Origin of the sequence: Methanobrevibacter sp., assembly GCF_017539065.1 — an archaeon.
GTDB lineage: Archaea > Methanobacteriota > Methanobacteria > Methanobacteriales > Methanobacteriaceae > Methanocatella.
Window position 1 is genome coordinate 39203 of record NZ_JAFYHP010000012.1, and the last position, 23810, is coordinate 63012.

The 23810-nt window shown below is 34.0% G+C and carries 20 protein-coding genes; 10 read left to right on the plus strand and 10 right to left on the minus strand.

Annotated elements, in window-relative coordinates; translation table 11 throughout:
• Nucleotides 1–41: 41 nt before the first annotated feature.
• Nucleotides 42–2360: a DEAD/DEAH box helicase gene (locus IKS50_RS02235; protein ID WP_292844652.1), complete on the plus strand. Its 2319-nt coding sequence runs from the start codon at nucleotides 42–44 to the stop codon at nucleotides 2358–2360.
• Here IKS50_RS02235 and IKS50_RS02240 read toward each other — a convergent pair.
• From IKS50_RS02240 to hisS, 4 genes are read right to left on the minus strand one after another with little or no spacing between them, the layout of a single operon-like run.
• Entirely contained in the window at nucleotides 2357–3106 is a 750-nt protein-coding gene (locus IKS50_RS02240) for a sugar phosphate isomerase/epimerase (protein ID WP_292844655.1), read from the minus strand. The two genes, IKS50_RS02235 and IKS50_RS02240, sit on opposite strands and share 4 nt — an antisense overlap.
• A gap of 4 nt (nucleotides 3107–3110) precedes the next feature.
• A complete protein-coding gene (locus tag IKS50_RS02245) occupies nucleotides 3111–4955 on the minus strand; it encodes a PINc/VapC family ATPase (RefSeq protein WP_292844658.1) in 1845 nt (614 codons plus the stop codon).
• A 1-nt stretch (nucleotide 4956) separates the two neighbouring features.
• The gene (gene hisI / locus IKS50_RS02250; RefSeq protein ID WP_292844661.1) at nucleotides 4957–5364 is read right to left on the minus strand and encodes a phosphoribosyl-AMP cyclohydrolase; all 408 of its coding nucleotides are present in this window, start codon (nucleotides 5362–5364) and stop codon (nucleotides 4957–4959) included.
• A gap of 2 nt (nucleotides 5365–5366) precedes the next feature.
• Nucleotides 5367–6662, minus strand: coding sequence for a histidine--tRNA ligase (gene hisS, locus IKS50_RS02255; RefSeq protein WP_292844664.1), 1296 nt, complete (start codon nucleotides 6660–6662; stop codon nucleotides 5367–5369).
• 85 nt (nucleotides 6663–6747) lie between these two features.
• Here hisS and IKS50_RS02260 point away from each other — a divergent pair, with 85 nt between their 5' ends.
• Both IKS50_RS02260 and IKS50_RS02265 read left to right on the plus strand, forming a co-directional pair.
• The gene (locus IKS50_RS02260) at nucleotides 6748–7599 is read left to right on the plus strand and encodes a shikimate dehydrogenase (RefSeq protein ID WP_292844667.1); all 852 of its coding nucleotides are present in this window, start codon (nucleotides 6748–6750) and stop codon (nucleotides 7597–7599) included.
• A gap of 4 nt (nucleotides 7600–7603) precedes the next feature.
• Nucleotides 7604–8290 carry an ATPase gene (locus tag IKS50_RS02265; protein ID WP_292844670.1) on the plus strand — a complete coding sequence of 229 codons (687 nt, stop codon included), beginning with the start codon at nucleotides 7604–7606 and terminating at the stop codon, nucleotides 8288–8290.
• Here IKS50_RS02265 and IKS50_RS02270 read toward each other — a convergent pair.
• Nucleotides 8276–9793 (minus strand): replication factor C large subunit, encoded by a 1518-nt coding sequence (locus IKS50_RS02270; RefSeq protein ID WP_292844673.1) that lies wholly within the window; start codon nucleotides 9791–9793, stop codon nucleotides 8276–8278. The two genes, IKS50_RS02265 and IKS50_RS02270, sit on opposite strands and share 15 nt — an antisense overlap.
• A gap of 9 nt (nucleotides 9794–9802) precedes the next feature.
• Complete coding sequence (locus tag IKS50_RS02275) at nucleotides 9803–10750, minus strand: replication factor C small subunit (RefSeq protein ID WP_292844676.1); 948 nt, start codon at nucleotides 10748–10750, stop codon at nucleotides 9803–9805.
• A 149-nt stretch (nucleotides 10751–10899) separates the two neighbouring features.
• Between IKS50_RS02275 and IKS50_RS02280 the strand changes: the two genes are divergently transcribed.
• Entirely contained in the window at nucleotides 10900–11859 is a 960-nt protein-coding gene (locus IKS50_RS02280) for a zinc metalloprotease HtpX (protein ID WP_292844679.1), read from the plus strand.
• A 10-nt stretch (nucleotides 11860–11869) separates the two neighbouring features.
• A complete protein-coding gene (locus IKS50_RS02285; protein ID WP_292844682.1) occupies nucleotides 11870–12601 on the plus strand; it encodes a tRNA (adenine-N1)-methyltransferase in 732 nt (243 codons plus the stop codon).
• 35 nt (nucleotides 12602–12636) lie between these two features.
• Here IKS50_RS02285 and leuS read toward each other — a convergent pair whose 3' ends face one another.
• Together leuS and IKS50_RS02295 are read right to left on the minus strand one after the other, a co-directional pair.
• Nucleotides 12637–15492, minus strand: coding sequence for a leucine--tRNA ligase (gene leuS, locus IKS50_RS02290; protein WP_292844685.1), 2856 nt, complete (start codon nucleotides 15490–15492; stop codon nucleotides 12637–12639).
• A 10-nt stretch (nucleotides 15493–15502) separates the two neighbouring features.
• Nucleotides 15503–16288 (minus strand): NAD+ synthase, encoded by a 786-nt coding sequence (locus IKS50_RS02295; RefSeq protein WP_292845121.1) that lies wholly within the window; start codon nucleotides 16286–16288, stop codon nucleotides 15503–15505.
• Between the two features lie 66 nt (nucleotides 16289–16354).
• Here IKS50_RS02295 and IKS50_RS02300 point away from each other — a divergent pair, with 66 nt between their 5' ends.
• The 5 genes from IKS50_RS02300 to IKS50_RS02320 all read left to right on the plus strand — a co-directional run bounded on the left by IKS50_RS02300 (nucleotide 16355) and on the right by IKS50_RS02320 (nucleotide 19889).
• A complete protein-coding gene (locus tag IKS50_RS02300; RefSeq protein ID WP_292844688.1) occupies nucleotides 16355–16750 on the plus strand; it encodes a nuclear transport factor 2 family protein in 396 nt (131 codons plus the stop codon).
• 349 nt (nucleotides 16751–17099) lie between these two features.
• Nucleotides 17100–17243 carry a hypothetical protein gene (locus IKS50_RS02305; protein ID WP_292844691.1) on the plus strand — a complete coding sequence of 48 codons (144 nt, stop codon included), beginning with the start codon at nucleotides 17100–17102 and terminating at the stop codon, nucleotides 17241–17243.
• A 423-nt stretch (nucleotides 17244–17666) separates the two neighbouring features.
• The gene (locus IKS50_RS02310; protein WP_292844694.1) at nucleotides 17667–18413 is read left to right on the plus strand and encodes a hypothetical protein; all 747 of its coding nucleotides are present in this window, start codon (nucleotides 17667–17669) and stop codon (nucleotides 18411–18413) included.
• Between the two features lie 185 nt (nucleotides 18414–18598).
• The gene (locus IKS50_RS02315) at nucleotides 18599–18724 is read left to right on the plus strand and encodes a hypothetical protein (RefSeq protein ID WP_292844697.1); all 126 of its coding nucleotides are present in this window, start codon (nucleotides 18599–18601) and stop codon (nucleotides 18722–18724) included.
• Between the two features lie 154 nt (nucleotides 18725–18878).
• Nucleotides 18879–19889, plus strand: coding sequence for an ArsA family ATPase (locus IKS50_RS02320; RefSeq protein WP_292844700.1), 1011 nt, complete (start codon nucleotides 18879–18881; stop codon nucleotides 19887–19889).
• Between the two features lie 221 nt (nucleotides 19890–20110).
• On the opposite strand, the gene IKS50_RS02325 is transcribed toward IKS50_RS02320, so the two are convergent.
• Nucleotides 20111–23005: an Ig-like domain-containing protein gene (locus IKS50_RS02325; RefSeq protein WP_292844703.1), complete on the minus strand. Its 2895-nt coding sequence runs from the start codon at nucleotides 23003–23005 to the stop codon at nucleotides 20111–20113.
• Between the two features lie 124 nt (nucleotides 23006–23129).
• Complete coding sequence (locus tag IKS50_RS02330) at nucleotides 23130–23771, minus strand: cobalt-precorrin-7 (C(5))-methyltransferase (RefSeq protein ID WP_292844706.1); 642 nt, start codon at nucleotides 23769–23771, stop codon at nucleotides 23130–23132.
• Nucleotides 23772–23810 lie beyond the last annotated feature (39 nt).

Below are 23810 nucleotides of genomic sequence, written 5' to 3' on the forward strand. Positions count from 1 at the left end.
TCTCTTAATATATTAATATTACTTTTAATTAATATGATATCATGACAAGCTACATTAATCATCCCTTATTAAAAAAAGATGCAATCGAATCAAGATTATATCAACAGATTCTTGCAGGAGATGTCTTAAAAAAAGGAAATACGATGGTTGTTGCACCTACAGCATTAGGTAAAACAATTGTAGCGATTCTTGTAGCTGCCGACAGATTAAATAAAGTCAAAAACTCAAAAGTTCTAGTTTTAGCACCTTCTAAACCTTTAGCCATTCAACATGAAGAAAGTTTTAAAGAATTCATTAATTTACCATGCACCTCATTAACAGGTGCCGTTAAAACTGATGAAAGAATTAAAAGATGGGAAGAATCCAGAATTATTTGTGCAACTCCACAAACTATAGAATCTGACTTGTTAAACGGCAGGTATGATTTAAGTAATGTCTCATTAATTGTTTTCGATGAATGCCATCATGGAGTTGGATCTTATTCTTATGTGTATTTAGCATCAAGATACGTTCAGGAATCTAATTTTAATCTTATTTTAGGCTTAACTGCTTCTCCAGGTTCAGATAAATATAAAATCAAAGAAGTATGTGAAAACCTTTATATTCAAAATATTGTTGTCAAGACTGAGGATGATGCTGATGTAAAACCATATTTCAACCCTGTGGAAATCGAATGGGTCAAGGTTAAAATGAGCGGTGAACTTGCAAAAATTAAAGAAAATGTTGATAAAGCTCTAAAAGTAAGGCTTAAAGCCTTAAAAAATATGGGCATTATTAAAACAGTTTCTGTTAATAAAGTGGATATTTTAAAAGCAAGAAGCAGAGTTCAAGGCGAAATCGCTCGCTCAGCAAATCCTGATAAAGAGTTATTCCAAGCCATATCTATTTTAAGTGCGGTTATCAATGTTCAACACGCTCAAGAGTTAATTGAAACTCAGGGTGTTCAAACTTTCAATAAATATGTTGCAAGGCTGCGTAAAAAACAAACTAAAGCAGCTAAATCATTGATGTGGGATGATAATTTCAGTCGTGCTGTTAGATTGGCAAGAGAAGCGGAAAAACATGGCTGGGAACATCCAAAATTACGTGAAGTAACAAAAATTCTTAAACAAGAATTAGGTGATAATGGTCAAACTAAACTCAGTACTTCTCGTTTTGAGGATAAAAGTGATGAATCAGCTTCTAAAATTATTATATTTACACAATATCGTGACACACTCGAAATGATTCATCAAAAACTTGAAAAAGAAGGAATTAAATCTGCAAAATTCTTTGGTCAGGCACCTAAAGACGGTGAAAAAGGCCTAACTCAAAAAGAACAAAAGGCAATCATAAAATCCTTTAGAATGGGGGAATATGATGTATTGCTCTCCACTAGTGTAGCTGAAGAAGGTATTGATATTCCTGCAGTCGATTTAGTAGTATTGTATGAACCGGTGCCGTCTGAAGTGAGAATGATTCAAAGAAGAGGTAGAACTGGTCGTAAAAGAACAGGTCGTGTAAAAGTTTTAATTACTGAAGGAACTCGTGATGAGGGTTATTATTGGTCAAGTATAAGAAAAGAAGACCGTATGAAAAACCAATTAATTGATCAGGAGGTTTTAGAGGAGTTAAATGCATCGGCAGTTGAAAGAATGGAAAATCAAAGAAATGTTAAAGTAATTGATAAACCTAAAAAAGAAAATAATTTTCCAATTGTTTATGCAGATTCTCGTGAAGGCAATTCTAAAGTAATTAGGCATTTAACTGAAATGGAGATTGACGTTCAAGTTCGTTCAATGGCTGTTGCAGACTATCAGGTAAGTGATGAAGTAGCTATTGAGAGAAAAACTGCAAAGGATTTTGTAGACTCAATTATTGATAAGAGATTATTTAAACAAGCAAAAGAGCTTTCTGAAGAGTTCAAACATCCTATTTTAATTCTTGAAGGCGATGATTTATATACTGGATTCATTAATCCTAATGCAATTAGGGGATCTATGGCTTCTATTGCAATTGATTTTGGAATAAGTATATTGCCTACAAGAAATGCTCAGGATACTGCAGCTATGATTAAAAGAATTGCAGTTAGAGAACAAAACGGCGAAAGAACTCCAATTCAGATCAGAACTGATAAAAAACCAGTTAGCCTTTTAGAACAACAATTATTTATTGTAGAATCATTACCTAATATTGGACCAGTTAATGCCAAAAACTTATTAAAACACTTTGGAAGTGTATCAAAAGTCCTTAATGCTTCTGAAACTGAACTTCAGGAAGTTGAAGGGATTGGTAAAAAAACAGCTAAAGATATCAGAAAGGTAATTGATTCGAAATATTTGTATTTTGAAAAAGAAATAAAAGAAAAGAAACTTCTTTAGAAGTTCTCTTTCATATATTCATAACTTTTTTTGATAGAATCAGTGTCATTTACTTCAATGATGTAGATGCCATTATAATTTTTTTCTTCTAATTTATCAACGATAGATTTTAAATCAATAGACCCTTCACCAAATGCAAGGTGTGCATCATCATCACCAAAATTATCATGCATATGTATGTGTTTAATTGAATCAAAAATCATTTCGTCTGGGGAATATCCTGCATGATTTGCATGGCCGATGTCTAAGGTCATATACATATCTAGTGAAACAAGCAGTTCATGTAAATCATTCATATCTTTATAAAGCATGCCATCAAATGTCGGCATGTTTTCAACAGTAGTTAAAACTCCCAAATCTTTCCCGTAATCTCCAATTTCCTTAATTGATTCATTTGCATATTCATAAACAGTATCTAAATAATATTTATTTGCTAAAAAAGGTGCCAGGCCAGGATGTACAACAACCGCCTCTGCATTTATTTTATTAGCTAGGTCAATTGATTCTTTTATCTGCTCAATTGAGTTAATCCTGCTCTTTTCTTGAAGTGCTGCAATATTCACGTCCATAAATGGGGAATGAACTGAATATTTTAAATTAAAACTTTCTAAAATATCAATGTCAAAATTATCATGAGGGTACTGATGTACGATTTCAGCATAATCCAGGCCTAAATTTTCAATGAATTCTAAATTTTCTTCTAGTTTATTAGTCATTCCTGCTAGTGTAGATGCTCCAATTTTCATATTATCACATTTTTTGAATAGCTGTAATCTTTAATCCCATTTCAAGCGCTTCGATAATGTAATCGGATAGTTCTATTCCTCTTTTAATTTTAATTTCTCCCTTTTTAGATGTTGTTGCAGTTAACAAATACTCTCCATCAATTTGAATATCAAAGTTTTTTCTTCCATTTTCTCGTCCAAGTTCTAAAATTAATTGTTTTTTTGTATGAAGAATATCCACTTCAAATGGAGCTTTATTAACAGGTTTTGATTCAATTACTTCAACACCTAAACTTATTCCAATAGTTTCCTCTATTTCAGCAATTCTTTTTCCATTTTTACCGATGATTTTTGGAATAAACTCTTCTGGAATGTAGATATTCGCCCTTTCAGGTGAAATGACTTCAACATCAACTTTAGCTTTTTTAGGTAGGAGTTTCTTAACTTTCCTTAGAATTTCTTTTTCAGCAATTTTATCAACCGAGGATTTATAATTGGCGTCACTGCTGCTGCCGTTAACTAGATTAATGTCCATTACAATAGTTTGCTCACCATAGGTATAAATTTCGTTTTTAAGCTCACCAGTTTCAAAGTCTCTTACTTCAATGACCGGTCTTGCAAGATCTGCTTCTTTCATGCCTGTCGGAACTTTGACGGTCATTTTAGTTTCGTATACGCTTGTAACTTTACCGTCTTCAATATAAATGCTTGTATCAACAATTGATGGAATTACTCCAAGTTCAACTCTTGAAGCGATTCTTTGGATTGCATCTATCGGACGTGTTGCGTGCACCACTCCAATCATACCAACGCCCGCAAGCCTCATATCAGCAAAAATACTAAAATCAGTATTTTTTCTAAGCTCATCATAAATAGTATAATCGGGCCTTACAAGCAACAGCACATCAGCAGTATTTTCCATACTTCCTTCTAAAGGTGCATATTGTGTTATTTCATCTGGGAGTTGCAAATCTCTTGGGGATTCCATTGTTTTTACAACTTTATTTAATTTTGATGAGTAATATTTACCGATTGCCTGTACAAATGTTGATTTGCCCGCTCCGGGAGAACCTGATATTAGAATACCTTCAGCATTTGTCCTGATTCTTTCTAATAATTTATCAGATAAATGATACTCATTTAAATCAATATTGGCAACTGGTCTTACAGCCGTAATTTCTAAACCTTCAGAAAATGGAGGGTAAGCTATTGAAATCCGGTATTCTCTTGATTGGACAACATATGAACCTTTTTTTTCACTTTCTAAGTAAGTTTTAGGGTCGTTTTTTGCTTTATCAAGGATTTCATCAATGATTTCTTGAAGTTCTTTGTAGGTATAACGTTTTTCGTTTAATATAACGAAATCAATATGTCCAGGTGTTCCTTTTTTAGCCATTGGAACTACATTTTCTTTTAAATGGACGGACATTGTGTCATCATCAAAGTATCTCTCAATTGAAAGTGGCTTTTCTTCAATTTTTTGCTCATAAAAGTAAACAGGTATTCCTTGAGATTTTGCAACTTCTGCCTGCACTTTATCGTTTGTGACAAGAGTTCCCATTTCACTTCTAGCAATATCTCTAATAATGCTGTCTATTTCACCGCTTTTTGCATATTTGATATCATAATTAGTAGGTCTTTTTCCTTTAAAGCTTATTGCAAGTTCCCCTTCATCTTGCAAATCCTGTAATTTTTGAAGTTCCTTTAAACCTTTTCTTCCTTCGGATCTATTTGCATTAGCTTGGTGTTCAAGTTCACAAACTACAGCTTCAGGTACAATAATTTCCGGATAATCCAAATTCTCTTTTTCAATAATTTCTGATATTGCACCTATAATAACAGCGCTTGTGTCCGGTATTATACATTTCATTTTAATACACATCTTCTGGGTTTACAAGTCTTTTTAAAATGATTTCAACATCTTCTTCTTTCAGGTCATCAATGTTAATCTTATTTTCAGTATTCAATTTTCTAAAAAAGCAGGATTTATAACCTTCATGGCATGCCGCACCGGTTTGAGAGATTTTTAAAATGATTGCGTCCATATCACAATCTACAAGGATTTCATGAACCTCCTGGAAGTGACCTGAAGATTCACCTTTAAGCCATAACTGATTACGTGAAGTACTCCAATAATGAGCTTTGCCTGTTTCTATGGTTTTAATTAGAGCTTCTTTATTCATGTTAGCCAACATTAAAATTTCATTGGTTTCGACATCTTGTGCAACTGCAGTAATGACCTTAATGCCATTAATTTCATGCCTGAAGTTTATATTCATTTTTATTCCTCTTTTAAATATGTTATAAGATTATCAGTTTCAACTAATTCCTGCTCGCCACTAATCATATTTTTAACAGTGACTTTTCCTTCAGCAAGATCGTTAGCACCAACAATGATGATTTTTTCAACTTTAATCTTATCAGCATAGTTCATTAATTTTTTGAACTTTTTGCCGTTTAAATCGACATCGGTTTTAATTCCATTTTTTCTAAGCAATTGGGTTATTTCAAATGCTTTTGTGCGAACATCTTTTGTAATTGGGGCTACGTATACGTCTAAGTGTGAAGGCAATTCCTCTTGTTCGGTTAATTCTTCAATTGCATTCATTAACCTGTCAAAACCAAGTGCAAATCCAGTGGATTCGACTTCCTGGCCTCCAAATACTTTAACAAGACTGTAGGATCCTCCACCACAGATCTGTTTTTGAGCGCCAAGTTCAGGAACATATATTTCAAATACAATTCCGGTATAATAATCAAGACCTCTTGCAACGCCGAGGTTCAAAGTATAATTTTCAACTTGGAAAGACTCTAATAAGGATATTAATTCTTTTAACTCTTCTAAAGCTTCTTTTGGTTCTTCATATGGGGCAATTAATTCTTCCACATCTGTGATGATGGATTTATCTCCAACAAGGTCAATTAATTTTAATAATATTTGGTTTAATTCATCATTATCGATTACTGGAGTTTCTCCACTTAACGATTCAATCAATAAGTCTTTATCTCCTTTGTCAATGACAACCATTATTTCCCTTTGGGTTTCATCAGTGATGTTAAAGTGTTTAAACAAACCTCTGATAATTCCTAAGTGGTTAATATTTACGTCCGCTGTAGTGATTCCAAGTGAGTTAATCGCATCACTACATAGAGCTATCACTTCTGCTTCTCCCTGTGGAGTTTTAGCACCAATCAATTCACAACCAAATTGCCAAAATTGTCTGAATCTGCCTTTTTGAGGTCTTTCATATCTAAAACAGCTGCCGTAATAATATAATTTGATTGGTTTAACAGCGGTTTTTTCAAGTTCATTTAAGTATAATCTGGCAACTGGAGCGGTAATTTCTGGTCTTAAGGTCAATTCCCTGTCGGATTTGTCTTTAAAATTGTATAATTGATCAACAATTTCTTCTCCAGATTTTGTTGTAAATAAACTTAATTCCTCAAATAAAGGTGTTTTTATCTCTTGATAACCATAACTTTCAAAAACTTCTCTTAAGGTACTTTCTGCTTGCTTTCTTTGTCTCATTTCATCAAATAAAAAATCTCTTGTACCTCTTGGTCTTGTAAATTCCATTTTTACACTCCTTGTATGTGATATATTATAGTTTAATTTTGTATGTACAAAGTTATATAATCTTTGTTAATCAATTAAATAATATATGAATATTAAAGGTAGTACAAATATTGTAGGTTTAATAGGCCATCCTGTTGAGCATAGTTTTTCACCACCAATGCATAATGCTGCTTTTAAAAAGTTGGGAATGAATTATGCTTATGTTGCTTTTGATGTTAGTCCTGATAATTTAAAATCAGCAATCGAAGGTGCTAAATCATTGAATATCAGGGGTTTGAATGTTACAATCCCCCATAAAATTGAAGTCATGAAATATTTGGACGAAATTGATGAGGTAGCTAGTTTGATAGGTGCCGTAAACACAATCGATTTTAAAGATATGAAAGGATATAACACTGATGGAATCGGTGCAGTTAGGGCCATTGAAGAGGTTACATCAATTAAAGATAAAAATGTTGTTATTGCAGGAGCAGGTGGCGCTTCAAGAGCTATTTCATTTTACATTGCAAAATATGGCGCAAATAAATTAACAATTTTAAATAGGAATGTTGATAAAGCTCAGAAATTAGCAAATGATGTTTTAGATTCTAATTTAATCAGCAATGTTGAAGCTGGTTCTATTTCTGAAATTAGTTCTTATTTAAGGGAAGCAGATATCTTAATTAACACAACCCCAACCGGCATGCATCCAAATGTCAATGATGAACCTATCGCATCAGCTAGTGACATGCATGAAGACTTAGTTGTATTTGATGCCGTTTACAATCCAAATGAAACAGTACTTTTAAAGGAAGCTATCAAGGCAGGTGCAAAACCGGTATACGGAATTAAGATGTTGCTTTACCAAGGAGCTGAAAGTTTTAAAATCTGGACGGGCAACGAAGCTCCGGTTGATGTAATGGAAGATGCCTTGAGAAAAACAATTGACTTAAAATGATAATATGGATTTAATTTTTGACATTTCTGGTTTAAAATCTCAAGATGATGAATTTGGCTCATCTAAAAAAGATGTGCTTAAATATTTGAAGATAATTGGAGTTGACACTCGTTTTATATCATATACTCCAGATAAGATTTACATTAATAATTTAAGATTTTCAAAGTTTTCAAGAACAAGAGAAGCTACCTTTAAAAAGCAATATCCGGAAATTGAAGTTGTAAGAAGCAAATTATTCCAAAAAATATGCTCAAAATCCTCAAAACATCTGGCTCTGGAAATTGAACCTAATTCTAAAATATTAATGCCTAAAGACAATTATCTGGTTGAATTGTTAATGGAGCCATATACTCGAAAATATGGTGTTGAACTAGTTTATGAGGGAGATTATGATTTGAAGGTTAATCCTATAATTTTGGATGATCAAGTAAACAATATCTTTGAAGGTATTTTTTCAGGCGAAGGCCTAAATTATTCTAACGAAGAAAATGAAATTTATCCTTTAGCTAACGTATCCTTTGATTGGATTAATTCATTTTTGGAGATGGATGGTCAGGAGCTGATTGAAAAGGAAAATAAAGATGAATTGGCCAATTCCTTTTCCAAGTTTTTGGAAGATGTGGCTCCACAATATAAGGACAATGTTGTGAGCGCCGCAGAGTTTATTAATAATAAATTAGAAACTGAATAAATCTACTTGCTTATCGGTTTTCTTTTTCTCTTTTTTCTCTTCTTTTGGGGGTTCTTCCTCAATTTCTTCTTCAACTGCAGGTTCAAGGGTTTCCTCAACTAAAGGTTTTTCGACGACGTCATCTTCAGGACTTTCATCAATTCCTGGAATTTCAAACGGCAATTCGTCTTCGGCAGGTTCTTCAACTTCTGGAATGACATTCATCATTTGATTTTTAAGCTCTTCAGCACGTTTGTCACGCTCTTCAACTCTCATTTCTTCTTTTTGTTTTTCCATTTTTGCGATTACTTTTTTAGGAATTTTCTTTTTCCTGAATCGTTTGATTTCATCTTCTTCGAGCTCTAAAAAGTCAGAGATTTCCCAAGCAAGTTCATCATTTTGAAACATTATTTCAAGGTATGGAAACATTGAAACAGCAACCCTACGGGATACATGCATTTTATCGAACATTTTATCCGCAATGGCATCCCTCAAATTCCTTTTTCCACGGTTACGGCTCATTAAGCCAAAAATAGTTGGGGTTTGGATTTTTGTGAATTTCTTGTATGTTTCATGTTTGGAATTGCTGACTCCGATTCCCATGAAATCTGTTGCATATTTCCAATAACCGTAATTTCTGCTTACCTGAGTTCTTCCAAAGTACACGTCCGCTTTTGATATGTAGTTATATGCCTTTTTGATTTCATCCTTCTTCTTGTATTCCCGTGGAATGTTTTCCGCAATGTATTCCATGACAAGAGTCGGATCTTCTTCAACCCACAATGCTTCTTTGACGTGTGCAGGGGTTTTGCTTTTTAGAACTCCAGTAATTGCATTGAAGATGTCTGAACGTGTATCTTTTGTAACCATGCCTTCCACATCAGCCACCTCTAGTGTGGTGTCTTTATCAGCAAGTGCTTGCAATGTATTTATAGCTGATCTCACATCTCCTTGTGATTTTACAGCTATTTCTTTTAAAGCTTGTGGATTTGCATCAACACCTTCAGCTATTGCTATTTTTCTCAGTAATGCGGATATTGAGTTCCATCTTGATTTTTTCATTTTGATTACTTGGCATTTTGGCTTTATGGATTGTAATCGTTTTGAGTAAAAATCATTGGCTATTAAAATCATTGGGTGGTGTGAAGATTTAATTATCTCTCCAATTGCCTTTACGCCGCCACGGTCATTTGTTCCATGAATTCCGTCTACTTCATCAAGGATAATTAATTTGTACTCATCACCAAAAAGAGATCTGGAAGATGAAGACTCACCAATTGTATTTTTAATCACGTCTTGGGAACGTTTATCACTAGCGTTTAACTCAATGTATTCTGAAAATTCTTTTGCTATGATTTGAGCTAGTGTAGTCTTTCCGATACCCGGGGGTCCGACTAAAAGTAGAGGGATTTGCGGGTTACCTTTTTTCCACTCATCAACCCAATCAGTGATTATTTTAATCTCTTTTTTATTACCGACCACTTCTGATAGCTCTTGTGGCCGGTATTTGTCTGTCCATAACATTTAAATACCTTATAAGAATTGAGTTAATAAAGCTTCAAGTTGTATTCTTGGATTTGCTCCTTCCCTTATTCTAAAATCACACTCAGCTATTGCTTCAATCAAATCCATATAGATGCTGGCATCCATTTTTCCTTCAATAACTCTTTTTGAAACATCTTGATAAATCTGAGTAACCATGTCCTCTCCACTGGTTCCTTGTAAAACCATTGTTTCTCTTAAGATATTACGGGCACCCATAAAGTCTCCCATTAAAGCTTTATTTATCATATTCCCAATATCTTGCGGTTTTGCTTTGGATATTACTTCATAAATAGATTCTTCTGTTATTGTTTCTCCTTCTGAAGCTGCAGCCTGCAACACGTTCACTGCTTTTCTCATATCTCCTTCAGCAAAATAAACAATAGTTTCAAGACCTTCATCAGATGCTTCAAATCCTTCATTTTCACAGATGAACTGTAAACGTTCCTTAATTTCTTCTCCTTTTAATGGAGCAAATCTGAATATTGCACATCTGGACTGAATCGGATCAATGATTTTTGAAGAGTAATTACATGAGAGTATAAATGAAGCGGTTTTGGTATACATTTCCATTTCACGACGAAGTGCATGCTGTGCATCTTTTGTCATGTTGTCTACTTCGTCTAAAAAGATTATTCTGAATGGAGCACCAACAGGTTTCAATCTGCAGAAATTTTTAATACGGTCTCTTACTGTGTCAATTCCTCTTGCATCAGAAGCATTCAACTCTAAGAAGTTTTGTCTCCAGTATTCTCCAAGAATAGATTTTACTAGTGCTAAGGCTGTGGTTGTTTTACCGACACCTGCAGGACCGGTGAACATTAAATTAGGCATGCTTTGTTCGCCTACATATTTTTCAAGTCTTGTCACGATTTGCTTTTGTCCTACAATGTCTTCTAATTTTTGTGGTCTATATTTTTCTACCCATGGTCCGCTCATTTAATCACCATTTTATTATAGTAAAATTTTTGTACCTTGTAGTTAAATTATTTTTTGCTTAACTTTTTTATTATATGAAATCTAATTAATATATAATTAAAGTGAGCATTTGAAAAGTAATATTTTCAAAAAAATTTAAGGTGTTAAAAATGAAAGGCACATGGAAACTTAAGTTAAGAATGATTCTTACATCTATACTAATGTTTACAACTGTTTATATTCTCATAATGCTTGTAGGATGGTATTTGGGAATCAGCAGTTGGATGTTGTACATGGGTGCAAGCTTAGTCATTGTATTTTTACAATATTGGTTTGGTCCATCTCTTGTTAAACGTTCAATGAATGTAAGGCCATTGTCAGAGGCCGAAGCCCCTCACATCCATCAAATGGTTCAGGAATTGGCTGACGCTGCCGGCGTTCCTAAACCTGAAGTCGGATTGTCTGAAGTAAATATTCCGAATGCATTTGCATATGGCCGAACAAGCAGAAGTGGCCATATTGCTGTTACTCGCCCTATCTTAGGTTTACTTGACCGTGATGAGCTAAGGGCAGTATTGGGTCATGAAATGGGTCACATTAAACACAACGACATGGCAATAACTGCTGCAGTAAGTGTTGTCCCTATGATTTGCTATTACATCGCATTGGCCTTCATGTTTTCCGGAGACAGCAGGAATGGCGGCGGAATTATCATAGGTATATTGGGTTATGTATTCTACTTGATAGGACAATTGCTAGTGTTGTTCATCTCAAGAATCCGCGAATACTATGCTGATGAAGCCAGTGTTGAATATGGAAATCGCCCGGCCGCTTTAGTGTCCGCACTCTATAAATTGTCTTATGGTGCTGCAAAATGCGATAAGGAAACAATTGCTGAGCTAAACACTAACAGAGCATTTTTTGTAAATGATGTTAACAATGCAAAACATGACGTTACAGATTTCAGACAAATAGACTTTGACGGTGACGGAAAAATTTCCGATGAGGAATTAATGAGACTTGCTGCGTCAGGAGTGAAAATTTCAAAAACAAGCGGAATCATGGAACTGTTGTCCACTCACCCGGATTCACTTAAAAGGGTAAAAAGATTAGCAGAGTTAGAAAATTAGGTGTATTATTATGAAAATGATTTTAGATGAACGTGGTAAAAAGTATGTTTTAAAACCTGGTGAAGAATTTCAAAGTGATTTAGGGATTATCAAAGCAGAAATCTTAGATAATGCAGCAATAGGTGACGAGGTTAAAAGCCATTTGGACCACTCATTTAAAATTGTTAAACCAAATATCAATGATTTCATTGATGTTATGGATCGAAGATGTTCAATACTTATCAAAAAGGATATTGGGCAGGTTTTGGCCCACACGGGTTTGGGAGCAGGCTCACGTGTAGTTGATGCCGGAACCGGTGCTGGAGCTATTGCACTTAATTTCGGAAATGTTGTCGGACCTGACGGCGATGTTTTCACCTATGAGATACGCGAAGACTTTGCAGAAGTTGCGTCTAAAAACATTGAGAAGTTTGGAATTGAAAACATTCATGTAAAAAATCAAAATATTAAAGATGGTATCGATGAAGATAATATTGATTTAGTATTTTTGGATTTGCCCAAACCATTTGAGATATTTGAAGAGGTGCTTGAAGCATTAAATGTGGGAGGATGGCTTGCGGTTTATGCACCTTACATCGATCAGGCTGAAACCTCTTATCGTGTTGCTAAAAAATTAGGTTTTTATGATATAGAAATATTCGAAACTTTAGAAAGAGGTCTGGAGGTTAGAACTCAAGGCGTAAGACCTAAAACACGTATGGTTGGACATAGCGGATATCTAATGTTTGCAAGAAAATTATAATAAGTAAAAAATTAGAATAGAGGGATTAACCTCTATTATTCCATAAATAATGCAGGTTTATAAGGCATTGCATTTTTAGCCTTATTTTGTGGGTCGTATGAGTCATCAGTATGGATAATAACCTCATTACCACATTCTTCTTTGATGTATTCAAGAGCATCAGTTAAAATTTCTTCTTCATTAATTTTACCAATGTATCTTGTTTTAGTTATTTCTTTACCGATTTTTTTAGCTACCATTGCTATTTCCTTTTTGTCATCGTAGATATTAGCTCCAATAGCTCTACCCATAATTTGACCGATATCTGGTTTTCCAACTTCATCAGCTATTTTGTATAAGTCCCATTTCCAATCAGGAGCTAAGTAAACGTGGACTTTTTCAACGTCGTCCCCAACCATTTGTTTAATATGTGCGATATCTTTAATGATATTTTCCACTAAATCTTCTGATTTTTCAATTTCAAGACTTATTGCTGATTCATCCACTTCAGGCCATGCAGCCTCACTTACAAAGCCTTCTCCACCATAGGTTGCCCATAATTCTTCTGAAGTGTGTGGTGTGAATGGTGCAAGAAGTCTAATCCAAGCTTCCAATACAGTGGATAAAACATAAATGACTGCAGGGTCCTGTGCATCGATAATATGTTTGACCCTATATAGGTAGTGGTCTACATCTTTTTTAAGCAAGAATAATGAGTTTTGAAGCGCTTGTCTTGTTTGGAAAACTTCTAATGCTTCAGTTGATTTTTTGATGTGCTGGTTAAGCTGGCTGATCATCCATAAGTCGATTGTACGGGTTAGTTCAACTTCTTCAATATTGCTTAAATCTAAAGGTGAACCTTTGATTTCTTCAACTCTTGCTGCAAATTCTCTAAACCATTCGAGTCTTCTTTTGGTACCGAGTACCTCTTTTTCTCTCCAGTCGAAGTCTTGCCATGGTTCAGCTGAAGCCATTAGGAACAATCTTACAACATCTGCTGTGTAATCGCTGATTGCATCTTTCAAGAGGATTACATTACCTTTGGATGATGACATTTTATTTCCTTCTAAAAGACCCATACCGAAAACTACGGTTCCTTTAGGCCATTTTTCTTCAGGATAAATTGCACTGTGCGCAAACATTAGGAAGCTTAAGTGGTTACCTACTAAATCTTTTGCAGATAGTCTCCAGTCTAATGGATACCAGTAATTAAATTCATCTTGGATTTCTTTGACTTTTTCCTCAGGAACTGTAATTTCACCTGAATCTTTACCTAAGAGAACTTTATCAAAGAATGCAAGGTTTAAATCATCCGGATCCATGTCTTTTAAGTATTTTGCAATTGTGTAGTAAGACATGTAAATTGTAGAGTCGGTCAATGGTTCAATCAACCATTGATTGTCCCATGGAAGTCTTGTTCCAAGCCCTACTTTCCTTGAACATGCCCAGTCATCCAACCAGTTGATGTAATAATCGAAGTTATTTTTAAGTTCTTTTGGAATGATTGTTTCGCCTTCAAGCACTTTCAAGGTTTTTTCAGTCCATTCTTCATCACCGTATCTCATGAACCATTGGTCATCCATGATTTTAACAACACAATTGTTACCGCATCTGCAGATTACTGGCCTTTCGGCGAAATCGTACATTATTGTGGCCATGTTCTCAGAGATTAATTTTTCTTTTAACTCTTCACGAGCAAAGCGAACCTTCATACCTCCAAATCCTGGAATGGATTCTATGATGGTACCTTTACTGTGTTGCTGTTTGTATAATTCATTAGTGGCTTCATGTAATTTTTCATCGTTTTGGTCAGTAATGCCTAATCTTTCAATGATGTCGGCTGCAGGGATTTCCCCATAGCCTTTAAGAGTACATACAGGAATAGGTTCGACATTTTCAATAATGCCTTCTAAATTATATTTTGCTATCATTTCGGCATTGTTTTTCAAATCTTGAAGAGCTATATAATCTGCTGGTGCATCAGCAGGCTCGGAAAATACGACCCCACTTCCGTAAGATGCACTTACAAAGCTTGCAGGGAAAATTGGTAATTCATCTCCGGTAAATGGATTTTTAGCCATTTTACCAATAAAATCATTAGGGTCAATTTCAGAGATGATATTTAAATCTTTAATTTGGTTAGATAAGTTATAGTGAGCTTCTTTTGTTATTATCCAGTTTTCGCCTTCAGCATCGACAAGAACATACTCTACATCAGGGTTTAACCAGATGTTGGTTGCTCCAACGATTGTTTCTGGCCTTAAAGTTGCGGTTACAAGGATTTTATCTTCTATTGGGAATTTTAAAAGGGTAAGTTCGTTGACGCCTACTCCTTCACCTTCAAGAAGGTCATGGTCTCCGACGGGGTTATCACAGTTTGGACAGTATTTTACTGGGTGTTCCCCTCTTGCAACCAACCCTTTGTCGTGTAAGGTTGTAATCTGCCATTCGATGAATTTTCTGTAAGTCGGATCGATTGTTCTGAATTCTCTTCTCCAATCAATTGAATATCCCATTTCATCCATTACTTCGTGATATTCTGTTGAGAAGTATTTTACAATGAATTCAGGTTCTTCCAATTTAGGCAAGGTTTCCTTTGGAACGCCATGAACTCTGTGGTATAAATCAAGTGTCCATGGATCTTTTCTTTTAATCCTGTCAGCTATTCCAATAACTGGTGCACCAGTTACGTGCCATGCCATTGGGAATAATACATTGTAACCTTCCATTCTTTTAAATCTTGCATAAACATCCGGTACAGTATATGTACGTCCGTGTCCTATATGCATTGCTCCACTTGGATATGGAAAAGCTACTGTAAGATATAATTTTTCTCTTTCGTCAGGGTCTGATTCAAATAATTTTGCATCTGCCCATTTTTTCTGCCATTTCTTTTCAATATTTTCGCTCACTAAATCACCATTATATTATTTTTTGAGGGTATTCCGGAACTTTACTTTTGTGTTCGCTCCTAATAATTTTATTAATAATCATATTAATGTCATCAATCGAAATATCTAATTTTTCAGCTATTTCAGTTTCTTTTATATCCTTTTCAGTGTAAAGATACAATATTTTATCAAGCAAATCATAACTCATTCCAATTTCGTCTTCATCAGTTTGGTTGGCCCAGAGGCCTGCCCTCGGAGGTTTGTCGATGATTTCCTTTTGGACATTTAAGTATTCGCTTAATTTATAGACTTCAGTCTTGTATAAGTCTCCAATCGGTTCCATGTCACATGCGCCATCCCCATGCTTTGTGAAATAACCGATTAGGATTTCACTTTTGTTACCTGTTCCGCTGACGAGGTAATTTTTAGCGTTTGCATAATAATAAATGATTGACATTCTTATTCTGGCTTTGAGATTTCCTATTGCCAGATTGTTTTCTTCAAGCTGTGTCATGGATAAAAATTCATTTAGGATACTGTCAATAGCAATCTCTTTGTATTCGATACCTAAGTGCTGTGCTATTTCGATTCCATGAACTTTATCTTCAGGAGGTGTTGTTGCAGACGGCATGATAATTCCAAATACATTTTCCTTTCCGATGGCTTCACAGGATAAATAAGCTATTAAAGTTGAATCTATTCCTCCGCTCAAACCAACTACAATTCCATCGGTTTTGGAGTCGGATACTTTGGTTTTGATGAATTCAACAATTGCATCATTTGTTTTTTCGCAGTCTATTTCTGGAATTTCACAAATAATCTCACCAACCTATAATCATTCATACATAAAATAATATGTACTTATTAATTTATATATTATATCATGTCTGATGTAGAATTACTTTGTGAGAAATCATTCTCTTTTGCTGACCAGGAGATTGTTGATAAGTTTGTTGAGTTTCAATATGCATTAATTGAAGCGGACATTGATAAATTAGATGAGATTCTTTTAGATGATTTTAAACTTACTCAAGCCCCAAATAAATCCCAAGTTAAAAGAGAATTTATCTCCGAGATAAAAGACGGTTCTATGGATTTTTCCAAATCCGATATTATGGAGCCTACCATATTATTAGATGATGATGCCTCTGCTTCTTTGATATCTAAAGTAAGATTAACTGCTAAAGTCAAAGGCAAGGAACTAAGGTGGATTTCCAATACTGTAGCTAATTTTAAAAAAATTGATGAAATTTGGTATCTTATTGGATGGGACAATTAATTTAGTATAATAACTAACTTTATATACTATAATGAATTAAAATAACATTTAGTTACTAAAAGCATGTAATTGGAATTTCGATTACTTACCACTTTTCCGTGGACAATTTACAGAATAATATATTTTTATTATCTGTAATAAAGATTATTATATTCTCCATTTCATAATCATATTCTAATTTAATTTTATATTTCTATCAATTCTTTTTCACAGTAAATTTTATATATGATGTTTTTCTCACTACAATTTTACAAAATGACTTCAACAAGCCTTAAATAATTTATAACACATATATGCTCTCTTGAAAGGCCTCAAACTATATAACATTTTTGAAAGGAGGTGAATAAACATGAGAATATTTATTATATTCGCTGTTTATTTATTAATCAGAGTAGTTTCACCGTATGGCTGTTCTGGTGTTCTTTCCATGCATCTGAATGGAGGTGGAAAAAGTGGAGTTGATTCTCTTCCTCATAGGATCATACTGTCTTAATATCATGACGATAATGATTCTAATAAAAGGTGGAAGATAAGGACTCAAATTTTCACCTCATCAATGGCAATTAAATATAAACAAGTCAATGAAGGGTTTTGAAAACTAATGTTTTTGTGAGGCCTTTTTCCGGAGATAGCTACTATTTAATTGTCTATTTTTTAAAATTAGTTAAGTTTATATATTTTATTTAATAATAGTATTATACAAGAGATTTACTTTTATGTAAACTCTATTCAGATGCAAAAAATGTATTATTAATGTCGAATACGGGATATTGTAGAGATTTTTCTCTACAATAGGACATTAATTTGAATTTTTTTTTTAAGAACCCGTGCCTTTCAACTTAAAACATCACATACTAAGATAAACTAACCACATATGATTATATTGTAATTGTTAGTTAATTTGGGGGATAAAAATATGGACAAAAGTTTAAATGAAATTATGAAGACTAAATGGATGTATTTGAATGAGGATGAACTTAAATTTTATTCATTGGGCATTTTTATAGAATGCATCTGTTTGAGTGTCGTTATTTCAATAATATTAAATTTATTGTTCAAATCTGATTTTATGCTCTGCATGTCTGGTTTTACTATTGTTAGTATCATGTTTACTATTTTAATATATAAACGTGACTTTTTTGATGAAAAATTTGAATTATTTTCTCCGGATTTAATGCAAGGCACTAATCAAGGATTAATCTTATTTTTATTTGTATCCTCATTTTTAGTATCATGGGCTTTTTTTTGTGCAGCTTTAAAATATGGATTATATAATGCCATTGCATTTTCTTTAGCAGTATGTTTTCCGGGAATTTTCCTGCTTTTAAGAAGAAATGTATACTCTAATGAAAACAACAACTCATTTTATGAGGGTAATGGATATCATCCACTTTTTCATTGGGTTTTAGGTATTACTGTAGGTTCTGGACCTTTGGGGGTCTCTTTAACTAATTTTTTAAAAGACATGTTTGTTAAAGGTTCATTTTTGAATATGGATTTAATTTTGGTTGTATTGGCATTACTTTTAGAATGCTTTGTTCTTTCTCCGGATGTTGCAAATAAGATTTTACCATTTGATTTAAAAAATGATGGCATGAAGAAATTTATTCTAATTTCTTTTGGTTTAATGATTATATTGCTATTTTTTAATATGATATTTTAATCAATATATTTTCTACATTTAATTCCTATATGGCTCAGGTGTATAAAACAGGTAACATAATTATTGTAATTATCAATTAATGCTCTAATGATAATTTAGGCAATATCTAAAATTACTCATTTGAAATTCATAATGTTACCCAAAATAACTAATTGAAAATTCATATACATGCCACCAATTATCTTATGGAAATTCGTTTACTTACTCTTTTTGGGGATGATTTCAGGCCGAACAGTGAAAAAATGATTATGAATCAAACCGTGTCAATAAGTATAATCCAATTTCAGGAATTTAGAAAAGCTATTTTATAATTATTCTCGATGAATTACATGAATCATGTAAAAAATAGCAGTAATTTGAAATATTTGTGATTGCAATATGGGTCTAATAAGTATATTTATATACTATGAAAATTTAAATAACATTTAGTAACAAAAAGTAATTTTATTCAAGGAGGTAATTTATTTGGCGTTTAAGGATTATTTTAAATTTAACAAAGATAAAACAACATTCATTTTCATAGGAGGAAAAGGAGGAGTTGGAAAAACCTCAGTATCCTCTGCAACTGCATTATGGTTAGCCGAACAAGGTAAAAAAACTTTAATCGTATCAACCGACCCTGCACACTCATTATCTGATTCACTTGAAGTGCCAATTGGCAGTTATCCTCGTGAAATCAAAACCAATTTGTTCGCGGTTGAAATCGATCCGGATGTTGCAATGGCTCAAAAACAGGCACAATTGGAAGCTCAAAAAGCAGCAAATCCTGATGAAGGAAGCTTATTTGGTATGGACTTTTTATCTGACCAGTTGGATATGGCATCAGCATCACCAGGTGCAGATGAAGCTGCGGCATTTGAAATGTTTATGGGTGTAATGAACTCAGATGAATATGACGTTGTTGTATTTGATACCGCTCCAACAGGACACACTTTAAGATTATTGTCCTTCCCTGAAGTTATGGATTCATGGGTAGGTAAAATGATGATGCTTAAGGCGAAATTAGGTTCTGCAACCAATGCCCTTAGAAAAATCATGCCTTTCATGGATGAAATTGATGATCCACAAACATCCGAAGATTTGAAAAGGACAAAAGAACAAATTGACCAAGCAAAAGCAGTTTTATCAGACCCTGATAGAACAACCTTCAAAATGGTCGTAATTCCGGAAGAAATGTCAATTTATGAATCTGAAAGGGCATTGGAAGCACTTGGAAAATATGACATTACCGTTGACAGTGTTATTGTAAACCAGGTGATGCCTGACATTTGCGATTGCGATTTCTGCCACTCAAGACATAAATTGCAGCAAAAAAGATTAGCTTTGATTGACCAAAAGTTCCCAGAACAGCACATTGCTGAAATTCCTTTATTTAAGGATGAAGTTAAGGGTCAGGAAAAGTTATTGAAATTGGCTCATATTCTATATGATGATGAGGACAACGACGAAGTTGTTCAAGAAGCTATTCAATTATAAAAAAATTAAAAGTTAAAATAAGTCTATTTTAACTTTCTTATTCTTCTTTTTTAAAATATCTTAGATACAGAGTAATAGCAATAATCAGTCCTAATATCCATAGACTTATATTAACACTATTGCATGTTGTAATTTCATAAACAAGCGAAATTATAAACGCAGTATCCAATATTTTAACAATCAACGGCTGATTTTTAAACGTTTCAATAAGATACATGTTATCACTTCCACGATTCGTCCCAATATTTTGTCGGCATGCTGAATGGCGTCCAGTAATCCTCACAGAAGTACTGGTAGGTTTCTTCTGATGTCAACTTCCTTGTTTTCCCGGCGCTGATATAAGTCGCATTGTTTCTATCTAAAGTTAAGTCATTGTTGATTTTTACTTCCAGATAATCCGTTCCTCCGTTTTCATTAGGAATGTTGTAGATCTTTTTACTTTGAATATAACCTGGCCTAGTGATGGTGAAGGTATCCATTGCACTATGCCAGTCCTTTTCGCTTATCATTGCATCCCTGTATTTTACTGCACCGTCTTGGAGAAGTATTATTCCTGTAGCAAGGCCAAAAACGGAAGCTGATGCGCCACTCAGTGTTTTACCCAATAAAAAGCTCAATCCCTTATAGGCTATAAGGCTTAGGGGGTGTATGTCCTTAAAATGATTTGAAAGGAGATATGTCGCTGGCGAAGCTATTTTTAAAATGTCCCTAATGCCTCTTATGATGTCCTTGGGCATTATTCCGACTCCGCAACAGTCTTCGCTCGTATGAATTCTAGATCCTTTGTAAACAGTATTTTCATTTGATAAAATGACACTACTGACTCCACTTGATGTATTCAACACAATTGCCGAATCATTTTGGCAGAATAAGTATAACATCTCTCCTAATTGGGCAATGCTGTAATTGTTCTCTGATATTGATTTTAAAACATTATCAAGTGAATTTTCAGTATTGTTCCAAAATCGGTCTGCAACGGGTTCAAGAACATAATCTTCAATGTTTGGAAGATTTAGGGAGTTTATCAGTCTGAATAATTCGATATTTTGTTTATTGCCGCTTATGCTCATACCCATGTCTGCATTTAATATATGCAGGTAGGTATCTTCCAGATTAATTCCTCCAAGTATTGTTGCGGTATTTCCGCGATTCCATTTTACATTGAATTCCTTTGCATAACTGTCAGCTATTTCATCTGCAAGCCATGCGGTTTCAAGTGATGCCAGATGCATTCCATAAACGTTCATGACTCCAAATCTGGATAGATATGCTGAATTTCTATTTGTCCAGTTTTCCATTATGTTTCTGGTTACTTTTTCATTGATGATGCTATAACTCTGAAGCACTTCAAATCCTAAAGCTATTCTGTATTTATTGGCTCTCCCATAACTGATTTGTTCAACTTTTTCAAGCTCTTCTCTGCCGTTAATGGTAAATTTGGTAATGATGTCTTCTCTGGTTGGATAACCTGCAATAAAATTTGTATAATAACTGTAGGTTACAGGTTCTCCCGTATTTGTAAATATGATGGGATTTGAGACATGGTTTGTTATTTCATAGTAATTGAAATCTGTATTTATTCTTTGGTAAAGCTTAGCCAAATTGTATTTCACTCCCGTTTCATCATAATATTGTGTTTGCACGTTAATCTTGGCTATTATCTTATCATTTTTTAGATAGGTGAATGTTTCACTGTTTTCCATGCCTTTATCAGCATAAAATCCGATTAATTCAGTATTGTCGTTTGTTGTGTCCCTGTAATCAATTTGGGTGTATGTTGGAGTTCGGGTAATGATTATTCCGTTTCCTTTTAATGACTCTTTATTAACACATGCCCTTATCCCATAGCCCTGGAATGGAATGAAATAGCTTTTTTCCTCTAGAATTACGGCATCTTCAACATTTGTTTTGCCGGTTGCGAACTGTTCAACACTGGTTCCGATTTCAACCGTAAAAACTTCAACTTTTGGCATTTTAACTGTTCCATTGGCGCCGGTTTTAAGTGTATATGCGCTATTGTGGAATGCATAGGGTATTGTAACATTTACATAGTTTGGAATTATTATGGAATGTGTGAATTCACTTTTTTTCACAGGATTTTCTACAGCAACATTTTTGACGATAATCTGGTTTGTATTTTTAAGCCCTTCATATTCTGTTGTTATTGTGTATTTCCCTGCAGGCAAATCGATTATCTGTGTTGCAATGCCGTTTGAATTGCTTTTTGGAGTGTATGTTTCACCGTTAATTTTTAATGTTATTTTCTTATTTGGAGAAACTTTCCCGTTGCTGTTCAGGACTTTAACTGTGAATTTGCTACCATCTTTTTCATTCATTGTCAAATCTTTTGTTTCAAGAATTGATTGGATTGTGATTGCTTTTGTGATGCTTTCTGAAGTTTTAGAGTTTATTGATGAAATGCTATATTTTCCAGGATTTAAGTTAACGGCAAGTTTTCCAACGCCCTTTTTATTGGTTTTAACGTAATAGGTTTTACCATTCAGCTTGAATTTCACATTTGTGTTCTCTAAAACTTTTCCTTTCTTATCGTAAAAAGTGGATGAATATGCGGCTTCATTTTTATAATATTTTGAAAGATCACCGCATTTTATTGTGCTTTTAATTGTCACAGTGTTTTTAACGCTTTGTTTTTTGTAGAGTTTTGTTTCTTCGAATGTTGTCACAACCGAATATTTTCCACTATTTAACTTAAGATTCAGTGATGCTTTACCTTTTGAATCTGTTGTTTTCACATACGTTTTTCCATTAATGGCGATTTTTACTTTAAAGTTTTTCATTGCCTGATTTTGCTGATTTTTGAGCGTAACTGTGAATTTACTGCCGTCTTTGTAATACATTTTCACGTCATTGGATTTTATCTTGACCTTCGCTTTGCTGTTCTTCACTGCCTGGTTGGCTGGGGATTCAATTTTATCTGTATCAATATTGCTCGCTTCAAGGCAATCCTGATTTTCAAAACTTTCCTGACAAATTTTATCATCAGATTGTTCTATGGTTTGTTGTAGGGTTTCATTATCCGTGTCAGTTGCTGAGGCAACTCCAATCAATAAAAACAGTAGGAAAATGAACCACGTGGTGTTTAATTTAATGTTCATGATATCTACCTTTTTGCTAATTCTCGAACCGACCGACAATTAATGTATGATATCTAGAACATATAAACTTTAATTTTAAAATTAAATAGAAATAGACTTTTAAAATGAATTTTTAAGGTCAATTTTATGCATCAATGACCATAATACACATGTAAGTAAACTCGCTTTCTGCAATGTCGGATAATGTTGCGTTGACGATTTTTTCATCAGGGTAACTTAAACGCTCACAGACTGTGACTTTACGGTCTTTTTCAACCCCGTTGTCAAGCAAAAACTGCGCCATATCCTTGACTTTTCTAGATGGCAAAGCAATGGTTTTCTTGCCATTGTTGATAACCGGTAAAATATCTTCAATGTTTTCCCTGCCGTGAAATGTCATTACATTGGCATTGTCCCATTGGATGTGGCATTTTGCCGCTGCAAGCTGCAAGGAACTGATTCCAGGTATCACTTCAATATTTTCTTTTGGAAAATCGTTTTCATCTGAAAGTCTTAAAACAGTATTCAAAACACCTGAAAAACCAGGATCGCCAGTAGATAAAATTGACACGGTATTTCCATCAACTGCTAGCTTGACACCTTCTTCTAATTTATCAAGCAATTCCTTAACATTAAATGCGATTTTATTTTGCACATCATCGAATAAATCAATCGCACGTGTACTTCCAACAGTGTAATCACTCATTTTAACAGTATCGATTGCTTTTTTTGTTAGGTATTCACTAGAACCCGGCCCAATTCCAACAATATAAATTTTACCAGTCATTTCAATCATCAATTCTAAAACTTGTTATAATTAAAAGTT

Excerpts from the sequence above, each read along its gene's own strand:
- IKS50_RS02235 (WP_292844652.1), top strand. The coding sequence starts at position 42 with ATGACAAGCTACATTAATCATCCCTTATTAAAAAAAGATGCAATCGAA.
- hisI (WP_292844661.1), bottom strand. The coding sequence starts at position 5,364 with ATGAATATAAACTTCAGGCATGAAATTAATGGCATTAAGGTCATTACT.
- IKS50_RS02310 (WP_292844694.1), top strand. The coding sequence starts at position 17,667 with ATGGACAAAAGTTTAAATGAAATTATGAAGACTAAATGGATGTATTTG.
- IKS50_RS02325 (WP_292844703.1), bottom strand. The coding sequence starts at position 23,005 with ATGAACATTAAATTAAACACCACGTGGTTCATTTTCCTACTGTTTTTA.
- IKS50_RS02275 (WP_292844676.1), bottom strand. The coding sequence starts at position 10,750 with ATGAGCGGACCATGGGTAGAAAAATATAGACCACAAAAATTAGAAGAC.
- IKS50_RS02315 (WP_292844697.1), top strand. The coding sequence starts at position 18,599 with ATGGAAATTCGTTTACTTACTCTTTTTGGGGATGATTTCAGGCCGAAC.
- IKS50_RS02305 (WP_292844691.1), top strand. The coding sequence starts at position 17,100 with ATGAGAATATTTATTATATTCGCTGTTTATTTATTAATCAGAGTAGTT.
- IKS50_RS02300 (WP_292844688.1), top strand. The coding sequence starts at position 16,355 with ATGTCTGATGTAGAATTACTTTGTGAGAAATCATTCTCTTTTGCTGAC.
- hisS (WP_292844664.1), bottom strand. The coding sequence starts at position 6,662 with ATGGAATTTACAAGACCAAGAGGTACAAGAGATTTTTTATTTGATGAA.
- IKS50_RS02270 (WP_292844673.1), bottom strand. The coding sequence starts at position 9,793 with ATGTTATGGACAGACAAATACCGGCCACAAGAGCTATCAGAAGTGGTC.
- IKS50_RS02245 (WP_292844658.1), bottom strand. The coding sequence starts at position 4,955 with ATGAAATGTATAATACCGGACACAAGCGCTGTTATTATAGGTGCAATA.
- IKS50_RS02330 (WP_292844706.1), bottom strand. The coding sequence starts at position 23,771 with ATGACTGGTAAAATTTATATTGTTGGAATTGGGCCGGGTTCTAGTGAA.
- IKS50_RS02265 (WP_292844670.1), top strand. The coding sequence starts at position 7,604 with ATGGATTTAATTTTTGACATTTCTGGTTTAAAATCTCAAGATGATGAA.
- IKS50_RS02260 (WP_292844667.1), top strand. The coding sequence starts at position 6,748 with ATGAATATTAAAGGTAGTACAAATATTGTAGGTTTAATAGGCCATCCT.
- IKS50_RS02240 (WP_292844655.1), bottom strand. The coding sequence starts at position 3,106 with ATGAAAATTGGAGCATCTACACTAGCAGGAATGACTAATAAACTAGAA.
- IKS50_RS02280 (WP_292844679.1), top strand. The coding sequence starts at position 10,900 with ATGAAAGGCACATGGAAACTTAAGTTAAGAATGATTCTTACATCTATA.
- IKS50_RS02285 (WP_292844682.1), top strand. The coding sequence starts at position 11,870 with ATGAAAATGATTTTAGATGAACGTGGTAAAAAGTATGTTTTAAAACCT.